Below are 13,313 nucleotides of genomic sequence, written 5' to 3'. Positions count from 1 at the left end.
TGGTCGATAGCTTGTAAGTGACGGGATTGAGAGAGCAACCCCACAACACTGCAACATCGCCGCAGCACTGTGGGGTTGCTATGACAACGCCTACACCGACCCGAAACGTACCTCCACTGACAGACTGCCTTGGTTATCGCTCAGGCCAGCCCCGTAACGCCCGCCCAGGTCGTCATTGATGCACAATTGCAACTCCCCCTGTTGGCCACGCGGCAATTGCGCCTGGTTGCCGACCAGGAACGGCGCGCCGCTGGTGCCGATACGCCCGATCAACGCGCCTTCCGGTTGGCCGGGCAGGGTATAGCCGGGCTTGGCGGTCAGGCCTGGGTGGCCTGCCGCGCCGACCATGCCGGTGCCCGGGTTGGCCGTCCACTGCCCACCGGTGCACACCGCCAGTTGCCAGCTCTGTCCGTTGATCTGCACGCCGGTGCCCTGCCAGGGGTCTCTGGCCTGCACCTGCACGGTACGCTTGAGCAGATCGCTGGCGACCACGTCGGCGGCCTGGAAGGTCAGCGCGGTGATGGTCAAGGTCGGGTTGGCGGTGCCGGTGGAGGGGAACACGCCGTCGCCGACCAGGAACAGGTTGGGGTGGTCCCAGCTGCGCTGGTCCTTGTCCACCACTGAATATCTGCGGTCCGAGCCCATGCGGTAGGTGCCCATCAGGTGGCCAGCGCCGTAGAACGCGTAGTTCTGACCGCCGTGTTCGAACACCGTTTGCGAGCCGGGCTTGAGCTCAGGCTTCAGGTCGGTCAGCTCGGTGGCGCCCATCAGTTTGGTGATGATATGCGTGGCGGCCAGGCGCGCCTGCTTGAAGCCCTCCTTGGTGTAGTCGGACAGTTCGTAGGCGATCTCTGGCCGAGGCAGGCCCAAGCCGTCGGTGAAATGCTTGCTACTCTCCACCCGGCACAGCGCATGCTCGGGGTCTTTCTCCACTTGCTCAATCAAGAAGGCCAGGCGGAACTGGCGGGTCAGCACGCTGTTGAGCTTCTGCACCAGCGCCACGCCGGACAATGCCTCGCTCTTGTGGTCGGCGCCGCCATTGTTGGTGCCGCCATTGTTGTCGCCGTCGATAAAATCGCAGACCGTGGTGTACGGATCATTCGCCGACCAATTCCAGCCCTCGTTGCCGATCTCGATACGCCAGGCGGCACGCTCGCTGCGGAACGGGCCATCGCGCATGTCTTCGATCCCCGAGGTGGACAATGGCCCACGGAACGGGAACAACGGCTTACCTTCGGGCATCAGTCCCCACGCCAGGTACACCGGGTGGTCGGCCAACGACTTGCCGACCTGGCCACTGCTGTTGGCGACCCCTTTTGGGCTGTGCGGGCTGATGGAGTTGAGCAGCAGCTTGGGCGTTTCGATCGCGTGGGCGGCGATCACGTAGCGCTTGCCCTGGGCCGTGCCGTTCTGTTGCGTGCCGTTGTTCTGGTACTGGATGAAATCGATACTCGTGACCCCATTGGCATCGACCTGCACCTTGCTCGCCACACATTGGTAAAGAATACGCACGTTGCCGGTATCCAGCGCCTTGGCCATGGTCACGGTGGCGTCGTATTTGGCCTGGATCGGGCAGATCGGCGTGCAACTGGTGTTGCCGGCGCATACCCGGCGGCCGTTGTCGTTCTGCGAGTTACGCCCGGCTGGCGTTTGCCGCACGTTGAGGATGAAGCCCTGGTACTGCGTGCCATTGATGGCCTTGCCCACGCCCTGGTCGACCAACGATGGAGGAATGCCGTGCATGCTGTATTGGTAGCCTTGGGGGAAGGTCACGCCCAGGTAGCTCTGCGACGCCACATCGGCGGACACGCACATCTCTTCCTCGGCGCGGCAGTAGGCGGTCTGCAGGTCGTCGTAGCTGATCGGCCAGTCGACCCCGACCTTGTACTTGCTCTGCATACGAAAGTCGTTGGGTAACAGGCGCAGAGCCGTGCCCATCCAGTGCCACATGGTACCGCCGCCCACCCGCTCGTAGGTGCTGGCGAACAGTTGCGGCCCGTTCTGTACCAGGTAGCTCTTCTGCACCTTGTCCTTGTCGTCGCTGCCGGCGGTGATCAAGTCCTGGATAGTCGCTCGCGGGGCGAACTGTTTGGCCGGGGTCTGCTCGGTCTGCTCCGGTGGGTAGGGCGACTCGGGCGCCTTGAGCACGGCGGTGTAGAAACGCTCCAGGTACTCGCTGCGGTTAGGCGGTATCGCCGGGCCCGACTCAAGCACCAGCACTTTCAAGCCGGCCAGGCCCAGCTGGTAGGCCATGACGCTGCCGGCCATGCCGGCGCCCACGACGATCACGTCGGCGGTTTCGATGTTCTGGGTGTTTAGAGTGCTCATGGCTGCTGCCCTTCCTTGGCGTCGACACCGGTGAATTGCTTGAGGGTCGGTGGCTGCTCGGCCCAGTAGCCGAAGTGGTACTCGCTGTAGCCCATGGGGTGGGATTGGGCGATTTTCCACGCCCAGCTTTCCTTGTAAGCCTGGTCGGAGACTACGCGGATGTCATGCTCTTTGGCGGTGCCCTGGTCATAAGGCTGGTACCAGCTGCCAAGCAGCCACAGCTTCATGATCGAGCGGGCGCCTTTGGCGATCTGCGGGTCCGAACTGCCGAGTATGGCGCTGGCGATCTGCTCATGGGGTTGGCCTTTGATAGAAACGTACAGGTTCAGCAGTTTGCTGAACGCTTCGGTGCCCATGCCTTGCTGGGCGGTGTCGAAGAACACCGGAGGCAGGTTGATCGGGTCGACGGCAGGCGCCAGCAGCTTGGCTGACAGACCAGTGAGCTCGGCAGACAGGTCGATGAAGTCTTGCAGGTTCGGGTCGCTCATGGCATCACTCCTTGGCACCGGTGGATTGGGCACGTTCAAGCAGAAAGGTGAAATCGGCGAAGCTGGTGCGCGGTGACTGGGTCACCCGGGTGGTCGCGTTGTTGTGGCATTCCATGCAACTGGATGAAGCCTGCGGCGTAGTGCCCTGGTTGTAGGTTTCCAGCGTGGCGTTGGCCAGGAAGTTCGGCGCAGGCGTGCCCAGCGGGTTGGTTGGCGACGGCACCTGGCAGTCATCGGCGGGGGCGGTTGGCCATTGGGTGCTGATCAGTTGGTAGTTGGCCCACACCGTACCCTTGAGCGCGCCTTGCCATTGCGCGTTGAGCTGGTGGGTTGCGGCGGTGAGCGGAATTTCCCGTACGATCTGCGAGGGTGTGGCTTTCTTCGACGGGTCCCACGGCTGCGCGGGCGGCTCGTTCACCGGGAGGTTGCTGGCCTGGGCGTTGTAGAAGAGGTAGGGGCCCTTGCGCTCGTTCATGGGGGTGGTCTTTTCCGGTACGTTGCGCACGTGCTCGAAGCTTGACCACACCCACTGCGGCGCATCTTTGGTCTTGTGCACGATGTGCAGGCCGACCAGCCCGACCTTCTGCACGTTGCACGATTCGGGGATCACCGCGCCCTTGTTCGTGTCGGCGTTGCCGGGGGTATAGACCAGGGCATTGATGGCATGGAATTCCTGTGGGTTGTCGTTGCCGCCGAGCACCTTCCAGGCCGATTTGACCATGATCGCGCCGACCTGCTTGTCCTCCTTCACGCCGCAGGAGAAGGCGATGCGGTTGTCGGCCTTGGTGAAGAAAGCCTGTTGGCCTTCCTTGCTGTACAGACCATTGTTGACGATGTTGTCGAACATCGGCTGGTTGACCATGATCGCGTTGCGCGTGTAAGTGCCGTTCTGGTCCACCAGTGGGCCGGTCTTGAACGGCTGGATGGTCTCGTCGAGCACACCGGCGACCTTGCCCATCTGCTGCAGCACGGGCAGGTCACCCTTGCCTTGGCAGGCCGGGGGTAGCGGCGCCTTCTGGTTCCAGGCGACAGGCTTCTGGCCTTGGGGCAGGAAAATCTCGTAGCTCTCCTTCCACGACTCCCACACCGTCTGCCCCGGCGCACCGATCTGCGCCGAGGTATTGGCGCTGCCGTCGGCGTTGGCGGGCCAGTTCAGCGCGACGAAGGTCTGCCACGACAGCACGTCGAAATCGTGTTGCAGGTTGTCCAGGGTGAAGGGGGCATTGGCGGTGACGTCGAAGGGAATCGCAGGTGACAGCGGCGGCGGGCTGGCCGCATCGGCCATGGCGAGCACGCTGGTGAAGCTCGCACCCAGGCACGCCAACCGTTTCAAGGTTATTTTCATTATCGTCTCCTCAGCAGATAAAGCGTCGGGACGACGAGGCGTACTGGCCCTTCATGGACCGATAGTTCAGCGTTATCCCTTACGCTAGGCTGAAGGCTAGCCGTTGCGCTTGAACCTCCAGAAATATCCGACTAAAGGTATGGATAAGCAGGATCGCGCATAAAGTGCGGGCCTTACTCTGAATATCTCCCCACCTGTTTTTTCCAAGGCAAGTACTCCACAAAAACGACGCGGTGGGCTACTCCATCTTCCTTTACACGAAACCCTGACATTTGTTGCAGATCGAGTTGCAAGCATTGAGTTGCAAGTGCCTTTTGTAACGCCGGATCCGGGTGGAAATGTTCAGGGCGCAGATAGTTTTTTTTCAACGTGACATCGCAACGTGCGACTTGGCCCTTTGCGTTGGCAGTGAATTCGAAGCGTGCTTGGCCGAACGCATTTATTGATTGCTTGGCCACCACGTTGTCCCAGAAAAAACGGCTTTCAACAGCAGCCCTCTGGTGTCTGCGTTCGTAATCAGAAATGGGTGAGGTATTACCAGAAGCTATCAAAGGCACGGTGACCTCAAAGGTGCCATCAACTGGATCCTGAAGACCTTCCGGAACGCTCTCCCAGATACTGCTCCAGCACACATCCGTGACGAGATTCGTAAAGCCTGGTGGACTTCCAGCGTCCATTGGCTGCGCCTCGCAGCGCAATACGTCGCCCTGTCGATCAAGCTTCATACGTAGCTTCACGCTGCCTCGCAGTCCCTCGCCATTCGCCCAGAACACATTTTGAGCCAAGGTAGTGCCTAAAACCCTGCCATAACGCCTCTCTTCTATGCGCTTGATTTCTTCTGAGGTGAGATAAGTTGGAGCGGACTTACCACCGCTATCAACCCAGGCATCCACTCGCTGGTCGGGTGTCAACCGATGGCAACCAGAGAGGGGCACTGAACCTGCCAATAACAGCAGCATGGAGATGAGCCGACAATCGGCCCGTGATTTCATTTTAATGATGGACACTCTTGCCTTCCTTGAAATGACACAAATCGATATTTTGCCTTGAGTGCTAATAAGCGTCTTGTGCTGGTCGAGACTGTGTAAAGCGCTCTGTATCGTTTGCTGCCTACCGTAACTAACTGAATAGAGACTGAAAGCAACTTCAGCGTAACCGTCCCACTCCAGTCAGTCGACCGATAGCTGCTGGTCGATGACGCTTGTGCACATGGTGTGGACAAACCCTCAGGCTACTAAACCCGATCACTGAACAATTCAGCGCCCGAGCCACCTTAGGGGCGGCCACCCCAGCGCACAAGCTGGCACGATGGCGCAAGGCGCGGCAGGGGAATCGGATTTTGCCTTCAGGCGCTGCGTGATCGTTTGGGTTTTTCGCGAGCAAGCTCGCTCCTACAGGAGTGGGTTGTTATCAAGGTGCGGGTAGCTGGACAATAGAGGCCGACGAGCCAGCAACGAAGCACCAGATGTGCGAACGTTTGGTTCGCTCGCTGGGTTCTACGAACTGCAAGATTACTGATCGGAAAAAAAACCAATGCTAGGGAAAGTCAGCAGTAAACATCTCGTCTGGGCCGCAGTCGCACTTTGCGCGACGCTTCTATCCGGGTGCGCGACGTCACGCTACGACGGCAAGCACGCACCGGACCCGAGTAAGGCGATCATCGTGGGTTCGGTTGGTGAGAGCTTTCCGATGATGCAGCCCCATGGGCTGGTGGTTGAGATCAAGCAACAGGGAGCCCCCGGCACCGCATTACGGCTGACAACGCTGGGCAATGAAGATGATCAGCCATCCCCCTCTGTGCTGGGCCATTACTTCATGTATGAAGTGCCGCCGGGTGAGTATGAGTACACGCAGTGGCATTACGTGTATTACGCGGGTAAGTCGATGCCGCGCCCGGTGCCTGCGGTTTTCTCGGTGAAGGCCGGGGAAACCCTCTATATCGGCGATCTGCGCGTCGATGCCCTGCGCTTTTGCCTGTCCAACGTGAACAATGCCGATGACACGGTGCAGGCGCTCAAGCGCAAGTACCCGATGCTCAAGGACCGGAACATTGTGAATCTGACGCCGAAGAGCGGTTTTGCGCCTTGGCCAAGTTCTGATGCCACTGACTTCGGTAAAGGGCTGTGCACGATTTGAAGCCGGTACCGGTGACAGTCATCGACCCCAACGCCCATTGATCCACGTTCAAGGAATTCATGCATGAAGCGCTCTACGCTACTCTGGGCCAGCCTGTTCGCAGGCCTGGTCTCACTGACCGGTTGCATCAGCGGTCCGGACCTCAAAGGCCAACCGTTCTTCACGTCACCGGCTGAACCTCGTGCGGATGAGGCGACGGTTTACTTTTATCGCACGGCGGCGAGCATCGGTGGCGGGGTCGCCCCGACTATTCAGGTCGATGGCCGCACTATCGGCAGCTTGCCTTCCGGTAGTTTTTTCAAGGCCGGCATTCCCGCCGGCAAGCACAGCGTTGCCTCCACCTCGCCACCGATCATCAGCGGTATGGTTAACCAGCGTTTCGATATCACCGTTGAGAATGGCAAGGTGTATTACATCGCCGATCAACTCAGCACCTCTGACTACAAGGATGGGCAGACCTTGGGCGAAGTCGACGGCCGTCGTTTCAGTGGAACAATGTTTTACTCGCGCTACGCGCTTGTGCCTGCCGAGGAAGCGCTGCGTTCTATCAAGTGGTGCCAGGAGCTGCCGGCAACCGCACGGTAACCACGCGTCCAACATCATCCAAAGCCAACTTGCCGACGGCTAACAACCCCACAATACAGCGGCATTGTGGGGTTGTTAGCCGTCGCGCTTGAACCTCCAGAAATATCCGACTAAAGCTAGGGGTAAGCAGGAACGCTCAGTGGGTGATGGTCCGGGGCGATGTCGAGGAGAAGGGGGCGGGGCCTCCATCAAGCACCAGGTTGGCCCCCGGCGGCATCAGTAAGCGCGTGCCTCTTCTCGGCTGGATGGGGCACCGCTGCGCTCGAATAACCTATGCGAAAACTCCAGCACCGCCAGCAACAATTGAACGGCACCCAGCACCAGCAGGAAAGGTGAAGCGCCACTGCTGACGGCCACTACCTGCACTACCACTACGATCACGCGTAGCAGGGCGCTGAGACTGGCATGTTCGCGTGTAGGGGCTCGCCAACGTACAACGCCCCACACAAGGTATGCCCAGGCGCCGATGTTGAGCAGGAACATGGCGGTGGGGTCGAGCGCCGAGAAGTGGCTGTCGAAGCCCAGTTGCAAATCAACCCATTGGATCAGTGCATAGGCCCAGACGGACACGATCGGCAAGGCGAAGGGAGCCATCGCGAGAATGTCGTATGCAGCGCCGACACGTACGATTTTTTCATGGGTGGATTGGGTCATTGCGGGTCTCCTCCTGGAGTGGCTGGTTCAACAAGTCGCGGATTTCCTGGAACTCACCCGATTTCAGTCCAAGATGATGGCGCTCGGCCAAGACCTGAGCGATATGCGCAGCGCGGGATTCTGCGTCGACGATGTAGCCGGGCACTGCCGCCCGTTGGCGGAGTGCGACAAGATCACTGAAGCGTTCATCCGCCGCCATGATGGTCTTCGCCACCGTCGTCTGGACGTTGCAGAGCCCCAGCACGGCAAAGAATGTGTGTGGGTTTTCCAGATGATAGATCTTTGCCAGAGCGTTCAACGCCGCCTTGGAAACCGAATATGAGAGCATTCCGGCACGTTGGCGCACGGCCGAAATCGATGATGAAAACACCACGGTGCTGGGAGGCTGCGTCGTACTCAACAGGATATCCAGGACCATTTTTACCGCGCCCAGGTTAAGTGCCAGGACGCTGTTGAACTCCTGCATCGAGGTTTGCGTGGCCAGTTGTGGAGGGCTGCCGAACCGACCCGCATTCAGGTAGACGGTGTCTACCGGGGCGGAGGAGCGCGACAGCAACGCCTGCAAGATTGCCGGGGCGCGGTCGATATCGGTCAAGTCGCACCTGAGGAAGTGAAAGCGCTCCTGTGACGGAATGTTGGCCGCAGGATTGCGTGATACCGCGAGCACCTCGTCGCCCCTGGCCAAGTGGTAACGTGCCAGAGCGTTGCCGATACCGGTGCTCACACCGGTGATCAATATGCTAGCCATGATTGCCCCTAGAATTTGCCGATGTGATAGCCGCCATCGGCACTGAGCACCGAGCCGGTGATGTAGCTGGATCTGCGGCTCAACAAAAACACGATCGCGTCGGCGATTTCCTCTGGATGGGCAAAGCGTTTCATGGCGGTCACGTCACGCTTGCGCTGGGTGTTTTCCGGATGGGCCGCCAGCCGTTCCGCAGAGTTCATACCGCCCAGTGTCGGCCCGGGCGCTACGGCGTTGACGCGTACGGCAAAACCGGATTCGCTGTCGCAGGCATTCTCCATGGCCGCGACCTGCGTCAAGGCATTGAGCGCGGTCTTGCTGGCGACGTAGGCGGCCTGATTGGCCATAGGCATGACGCCCGCGCACGAAGACACATTGACGATCGCTCCATCGGGGTACCGGCTGATCAGTTCCAGTTCTTTTTGCAGGCAGTAAAAGGGGCCGTTCAGGTTGGTGTGGATGACCCTGTCCCAATCCTGCGGTGCGCTGGTCGCGATCGGCGCGTAGGGGGCGGTAATGCCTGCGTTGTTGATTGCAAAGTGCAACTGATCCACCTCGCCAGCCACCGTCGCGAATGCCTCGGCTACCGAGGTGTGCGACGCCACATCGCAAAAGATGAACTGCGCCGAAGCCCCCAGTATCTCTAGCGCGGCGTCGGCCTTTTGCTGGTTTCTGCTCATCAGGAACAGGCGTGCGCCCGCTTTGGCCAGTTGTTTTGCCACCGCCAGGCCGATGCCGCTGGCACCGCCGGTAATGACGATGTTCTTGTCTTGAAATTCCATGTTATTGATTCCCGTAGTGGATGTGAGCGGGACGCTTGTAGTGCTCATTCACGCAGCAATACACCCGGTCGAGTTGCGGGTTGCTCTTGTCCCGAAAGCAGTTACCGTCAAACCGGCATTGCTGAACCTTGTCTTCATGGCCGGCGAGCGATTTGTTGATCAGGTCGTTATCGGCAAAAAGGGCTCGGCTCATACCGATCAGGTCACAGTGACCCAGCCGCAGTTGATTTTCTGCTTCCTGCAGGGAGCCAATGAAACCGGCATAGCCGACCGGCAGCGAGGTGAATGACTTGATCAGGCGTACCCCTTCGACGAACTGTTGCTGAATGCTCGGATGGGCAGACAGCATGTAGCGGAAGGTTTCCTTGATGGTGATCGAGCACATGATTGCCGAGGTCCCGGCGTTTTCCAGGGCAGCCACCACATCCTGGAGCAGTTCCGGTTGCTGCCCGTCGGCGCCTACGCAATCATCAATGCCCAGGCGCACGGAAACCTCCAGCTCTCCTGCGGTAACCCTGTGAATGCGGTCGATGACTTCCAACAGAAACCGCGCTCGCTTGAGCGGGCTGCCGCCGTAAGCGTCATTGCGATGGTTGGTCCAGGGCGATAGAAAACTGCTCAGCAGGTAGCCATTGGAGGCCTGAAGCTGGACCATCCTGGCGCCGGCCTGTCTGGCTCGCAGAGCCGCTTGAGCAAACTGATCGCAAACGGCGTCGATGTCCTCGACACTCATCTCCAATGCCTCGGCGCCGCGGCTGCCGGATAACGCACTGCGGCTCGGGCAAAGCAGCGGTTGGCCGCTGATCTGTGTGCCACCTTGGGCGCCGTAATGCTGAAGTTGCACCACCACTGGACAGTCCCGCTGGCGACCGTACTCCACCAGCGGCGCGAGCTTTTCCACGTTGGCATTGCTATGCAGGCACAGGCCTCGCGCATGCAGACGCGTGGAGGGTGCTATGGAGGAGTTGCCCAGCACCACCATGGCGCAGCCACCGTCGATCACATGTTGATAGAAACTGAGCATTTCCTCGGACAGCGAACCGTCCGAGGTAGCCAGGTCGATGCCCATCGGCGCGAAGTACACGCGGTTTTTCAGCGAAACGCCCTGACCGATCATCAGTGGGCGTTGTGATAACTCATAGCTCATGGGCGCAGGATCCTCATGCCACGATTTGCTCGGGGGCCAGAGGGTCAGGTGAAGAGCCTGCGTTCCATTGCATCTGCCCGGCAAAGAAGCAGTGGCACTTGATCGTTTCACGCAGTTCGCTGGCCTGGCTCTTGGATAGCTTGTCGAACACCAGCACGCGCTGGTCGGGTTCGCCGGTGGAGCAAGTCGAAGCAACGGGCAGGCTAAGGAAGCCACCCCCTTCGATATACAGCGATACGGTCGTGACCGTGCTCCAATTGATGCCTTCGGCCTGGTGAGTCACCAGCACGCCCAGTACCGAGAGCAGGCTCAGCCTGGCTTGCAGCGCACTGTCGGCGTGATGCACGAGGATGTTCTTGGGCAAGCGATCGGAAGGGGTGAACCAGTGATCCTGAGGGTAGTTCAACGAACGCATGCGTTTGAACAGCGGTAACTTGATCACTGCGCCTTGCAGCCAGAGACGCGATACCAGCCGGCCGTTCTGATAGAAGTTTGCGCACTTGTCGATGGACTTGGGTTGCGATCGCTTCAGGCCGTGGGTCTGTTGCACCACGACTTCGACCTCGTAAGCCGATTCGGTGTAGGCGTTGAAGGAAATGCGCAAGTCTTCGATGGAAATGGAAACCGCACCGCGCTGATGGCCCAAGTAGTTGTAGACGTAGTGGTACATGGCTTGCCTGGCCACTTCGATCAACATCAGGCCCGGCACATGTTCGTGCTGCTTGTTGTAGAAGTAGTAATTCTTGGTGTCGTTGATCAACAAGTAAGAGCCCTGCCTGGCCTTGTCCCACTGCGCGAGCGCCTCAAGGCATTCGATCATGCGCATTACCTGGTCGGGCGGTATGTGGGCATCACCGCCTTGAAAATGCTGGGCCAGGTAGCGTTGGGCCTGGTGGGGGATGAATTCAGCCGTGAGGATGAAGTGGTCGTCGCGCTCGGTATAGAAGTCAGCCAGGCGGATCTCGAAGGTGGAGAGAGTGCCGGCCTGTTCCGCACTGAGGGTCAGGGGCAGATGGCGCAGCACATACCGGCCGTCTTGGGCACGGTACAGCTGTTTGAACAGCTCCTGATCCTGGGGGTTGCCAGCCAGTATGTCGGCACCGATCGAAGCACTGAGAAAGCTGGGCAGAATCAGCCTGGGTCGACCGATCAATACATCCCTGGGTGTGTCTTTGTGCAACAGATGAGGGTCAATTGAGTCTGCGCTGTTCATGAGTTGCGATCTCCAAGTGAGCGAGTTGGGGAATGTAGGGGGAGACGGGACAGCAAACGCTTGATGATGAGCCCATGTACCGGCGCCACCGGCAGCATGTACAGGCGGCCGAACGTGTTGAAGGTCTTGACGGAGGTGGTGATATGCAGGCAACGCGGTTGCGTGAGTGTGGTATCGATCGAGACCATGACCGCCAGGTGGGTATCGCGTGAGGTCAGTACCAGCTTCTGTGCGCTGATGGCTTCGATGGTGAAGAAGTCGAGCTTTTCGCCGACCACCGGGGCGCACTGGGGTGTGACACCCGAGAACCCGCCGATCCGCTCGACGTGAAAGTGCTGTGAGATGCTGTCGCGCAACCTGAACGCGCCTTTGAGCCAGGCGGGCGTCGCGGCGGTCATCTGGCAGTACAGTTCCAGTGGCGTGGCTTGGGTGTCGATGAGTGCGCTGGCAGAGTGCAGAAAACCCAGCTCGTTGCGCGCGGCCACCAGGCTGGCGCACGGTGGGATCTGGTTATTTGATGTCTTCATGCGTGAGGGCACCTTATTGCAGCAGCGCGATTTGTGCCTGCTCGGCCTGCAACAGCATGTTCTCGTAGAGTTGGTCGGCGCTGGCCTGGTCCTCAATCACTTGTGCGGCGACATTCCGAGCAGTGACGTCGATTGATTCGTCATCGATGAACACCGATTCGTAAATCCCGACTACAGGCAGGTAGATGCCTTTGACGTACGCCACCGTCTGCTGCAAAGGCCTGAGCAATTCATCCAGGGTGTAACGGTTGAACCCGCCAGCGCGGTAGCCGGTGGAGGGCGCACCCACCGTGGTGATGATCATGAATTCCTTGTCTTTGAGCTTGTCGCCGCCGCGTGCGTAGGCATAGCCGGGGGTGAAGACTTCATCGATCCACTGTTTCATGATTGCCGGGCAGGAATACCAGTACAACGGAAACAGCAACACGATGCGGTCATGGGCATTGAGCAATGCCTGCTCTGCACCCATATCGAACCCGGTGGGCGTCACCGCGCTGGCCAGACTATGGACCTTGACGCCACGCTGGCTGATCTTGCCCATGATCGCGGTATTGACGCGGGAAACCGAAAGATCAGGATGGCCAGAAATGACAATGACTTTTTTCATGTAGATCGTGTGTCCCATTTATAGTCGGTTGGAATGCCGATGCAGCGTTATTTAAGAGCAGGCGCCTGAGGTTGTAACCTAACCTTTTGGGGAGTCGGCTCGGCCGACTTGCCCGCAGCGGCAGGCCATTTGCGCTGCTTCAGGCCACTTCTCGATCAGCCAGGCAGGGCGGCACACTGATCCAGTTGGCCATGATCTTGTGCCCGTCGATCACGGTGAGCTTGCCCTCGCAATGAGCGTCGAAACCCGCGTTGCGCAACAAGCGGGTAATTCCCGGCGGCGATACCGTGATCAATTGGCGAACCTTGTGGCAAGCGGCGACCTTGAGCACCTCATGCAGCAGCGCCACGGCGTTGGGCGATGACAGGGAGTGGCCCGTGAAGGTCTGTTGTTGCAGGTCGACGGCGGCAAACCGGGAGATTTCCCAGATGTGCGCAGAATGAGGGAGTGCCTGGCCACCCAGCACCTGGGGGAACACTTCCTTGAGCAGATAGGGCTTGTGCGTGGGCAGCAGCCGCGCCACACCGACGATGTGCGGGCCTTGACGGGCGATCACGTATACCGTGTCGTCGCGGTCAAATTGGTCCAGTTCCTCATCGACCGCGCAGTCCAGATGCCACCCAAGTTTTTCGACAAATACGCGATAGCGATACAGCAACAGGGCCTGCCACAGTTCGGTCGGTAATGTCAGGCGCGTACCCGTGGTTATATACATGAGGAACCCTCGGCAAAAAATCGAGGGGCCATTCGGCAGAA

General features: G+C 59.4%; 14 protein-coding genes. 2 read left to right on the top strand and 12 right to left on the bottom strand.

Going from position 1 to position 13,313, the window contains the following annotated elements; genetic code table 11:
• Positions 1-90 precede the first annotated feature (90 nt).
• The 4 genes from AC07S6_RS00170 to AC07S6_RS00155 form a co-directional block, all read right to left on the bottom strand.
• Positions 91-2,328, bottom strand: a complete 2,238-nt coding sequence (locus AC07S6_RS00170; protein ID WP_495111459.1) for a GMC oxidoreductase — start codon at positions 2,326-2,328, stop codon at positions 91-93.
• Entirely contained in the window at positions 2,325-2,816 is a 492-nt protein-coding gene (locus AC07S6_RS00165) for a sorbitol dehydrogenase (protein WP_072447930.1), read from the bottom strand. Before AC07S6_RS00165 ends, AC07S6_RS00170 begins: the two co-directional genes overlap by 4 nt.
• 4 nt (positions 2,817-2,820) lie before the next feature.
• Positions 2,821-4,161, bottom strand: coding sequence for a cytochrome C (locus AC07S6_RS00160; RefSeq protein ID WP_495111458.1), 1,341 nt, complete (start codon positions 4,159-4,161; stop codon positions 2,821-2,823).
• A gap of 173 nt (positions 4,162-4,334) precedes the next feature.
• Complete coding sequence (locus AC07S6_RS00155; protein ID WP_495111457.1) at positions 4,335-5,168, bottom strand: hypothetical protein; 834 nt, start codon at positions 5,166-5,168, stop codon at positions 4,335-4,337.
• 526 nt (positions 5,169-5,694) lie between these two features.
• Here AC07S6_RS00155 and AC07S6_RS00150 point away from each other — a divergent pair.
• Both AC07S6_RS00150 and AC07S6_RS00145 read left to right on the top strand, forming a co-directional pair.
• Positions 5,695-6,297 carry a hypothetical protein gene (locus tag AC07S6_RS00150; RefSeq protein ID WP_495111456.1) on the top strand — a complete coding sequence of 201 codons (603 nt, stop codon included), beginning with the start codon at positions 5,695-5,697 and terminating at the stop codon, positions 6,295-6,297.
• Positions 6,298-6,360: 63 nt separating this feature from the next.
• Complete coding sequence (locus AC07S6_RS00145) at positions 6,361-6,882, top strand: DUF2846 domain-containing protein (protein WP_014719182.1); 522 nt, start codon at positions 6,361-6,363, stop codon at positions 6,880-6,882.
• A gap of 216 nt (positions 6,883-7,098) precedes the next feature.
• On the opposite strand, the gene AC07S6_RS00140 is transcribed toward AC07S6_RS00145, so the two are convergent.
• From AC07S6_RS00140 to AC07S6_RS00105, 8 genes are all read right to left on the bottom strand, one after another.
• Positions 7,099-7,536, bottom strand: a complete 438-nt coding sequence (locus AC07S6_RS00140; protein ID WP_495111455.1) for a hypothetical protein — start codon at positions 7,534-7,536, stop codon at positions 7,099-7,101.
• Complete coding sequence (locus AC07S6_RS00135) at positions 7,517-8,284, bottom strand: SDR family NAD(P)-dependent oxidoreductase (RefSeq protein ID WP_495111454.1); 768 nt, start codon at positions 8,282-8,284, stop codon at positions 7,517-7,519. Before AC07S6_RS00135 ends, AC07S6_RS00140 begins: the two co-directional genes overlap by 20 nt.
• Positions 8,285-8,292: 8 nt before the next feature.
• Positions 8,293-9,063, bottom strand: coding sequence for an SDR family NAD(P)-dependent oxidoreductase (locus tag AC07S6_RS00130; RefSeq protein ID WP_054921636.1), 771 nt, complete (start codon positions 9,061-9,063; stop codon positions 8,293-8,295).
• 1 nt (position 9,064) lies between these two features.
• Positions 9,065-10,210: an oxidoreductase gene (locus AC07S6_RS00125; protein WP_495111453.1), complete on the bottom strand. Its 1,146-nt coding sequence runs from the start codon at positions 10,208-10,210 to the stop codon at positions 9,065-9,067.
• A gap of 13 nt (positions 10,211-10,223) precedes the next feature.
• The gene (locus tag AC07S6_RS00120) at positions 10,224-11,423 is read right to left on the bottom strand and encodes an AfsA-related hotdog domain-containing protein (protein ID WP_495111452.1); all 1,200 of its coding nucleotides are present in this window, start codon (positions 11,421-11,423) and stop codon (positions 10,224-10,226) included.
• Positions 11,420-11,950, bottom strand: coding sequence for a DUF2867 domain-containing protein (locus tag AC07S6_RS00115; RefSeq protein ID WP_096143277.1), 531 nt, complete (start codon positions 11,948-11,950; stop codon positions 11,420-11,422). Before AC07S6_RS00115 ends, AC07S6_RS00120 begins: the two co-directional genes overlap by 4 nt.
• 13 nt (positions 11,951-11,963) lie before the next feature.
• A complete protein-coding gene (locus AC07S6_RS00110; RefSeq protein ID WP_052199940.1) occupies positions 11,964-12,557 on the bottom strand; it encodes an NAD(P)H-dependent oxidoreductase in 594 nt (197 codons plus the stop codon).
• A gap of 139 nt (positions 12,558-12,696) precedes the next feature.
• Positions 12,697-13,272 carry an acyl-homoserine-lactone synthase gene (locus tag AC07S6_RS00105; RefSeq protein ID WP_490614045.1) on the bottom strand — a complete coding sequence of 192 codons (576 nt, stop codon included), beginning with the start codon at positions 13,270-13,272 and terminating at the stop codon, positions 12,697-12,699.
• Between the last annotated feature and the right edge of the window lie 41 nt (positions 13,273-13,313).

Source organism: Pseudomonas sp. GW821-FHT07B01, from assembly GCF_059419065.1.
Note: the sequence above shows the minus strand (reverse complement) of the source record. Positions and strands in the feature narration are given on the sequence as shown.

Bases quoted from the DNA above. Each gene is read 5' to 3' on its own strand.
- AC07S6_RS00160 (WP_495111458.1), bottom strand. From the start codon at position 4,161: ATGAAAATAACCTTGAAACGGTTGGCGTGCCTGGGTGCGAGCTTCACC.
- AC07S6_RS00150 (WP_495111456.1), top strand. From the start codon at position 5,695: ATGCTAGGGAAAGTCAGCAGTAAACATCTCGTCTGGGCCGCAGTCGCA.
- AC07S6_RS00120 (WP_495111452.1), bottom strand. From the start codon at position 11,423: ATGAACAGCGCAGACTCAATTGACCCTCATCTGTTGCACAAAGACACA.
- AC07S6_RS00170 (WP_495111459.1), bottom strand. From the start codon at position 2,328: ATGAGCACTCTAAACACCCAGAACATCGAAACCGCCGACGTGATCGTC.
- AC07S6_RS00165 (WP_072447930.1), bottom strand. From the start codon at position 2,816: ATGAGCGACCCGAACCTGCAAGACTTCATCGACCTGTCTGCCGAGCTC.
- AC07S6_RS00135 (WP_495111454.1), bottom strand. From the start codon at position 8,284: ATGGCTAGCATATTGATCACCGGTGTGAGCACCGGTATCGGCAACGCT.
- AC07S6_RS00105 (WP_490614045.1), bottom strand. From the start codon at position 13,272: ATGTATATAACCACGGGTACGCGCCTGACATTACCGACCGAACTGTGG.
- AC07S6_RS00110 (WP_052199940.1), bottom strand. From the start codon at position 12,557: ATGAAAAAAGTCATTGTCATTTCTGGCCATCCTGATCTTTCGGTTTCC.
- AC07S6_RS00145 (WP_014719182.1), top strand. From the start codon at position 6,361: ATGAAGCGCTCTACGCTACTCTGGGCCAGCCTGTTCGCAGGCCTGGTC.
- AC07S6_RS00115 (WP_096143277.1), bottom strand. From the start codon at position 11,950: ATGAAGACATCAAATAACCAGATCCCACCGTGCGCCAGCCTGGTGGCC.
- AC07S6_RS00140 (WP_495111455.1), bottom strand. From the start codon at position 7,536: ATGACCCAATCCACCCATGAAAAAATCGTACGTGTCGGCGCTGCATAC.
- AC07S6_RS00125 (WP_495111453.1), bottom strand. From the start codon at position 10,210: ATGAGCTATGAGTTATCACAACGCCCACTGATGATCGGTCAGGGCGTT.
- AC07S6_RS00130 (WP_054921636.1), bottom strand. From the start codon at position 9,063: ATGGAATTTCAAGACAAGAACATCGTCATTACCGGCGGTGCCAGCGGC.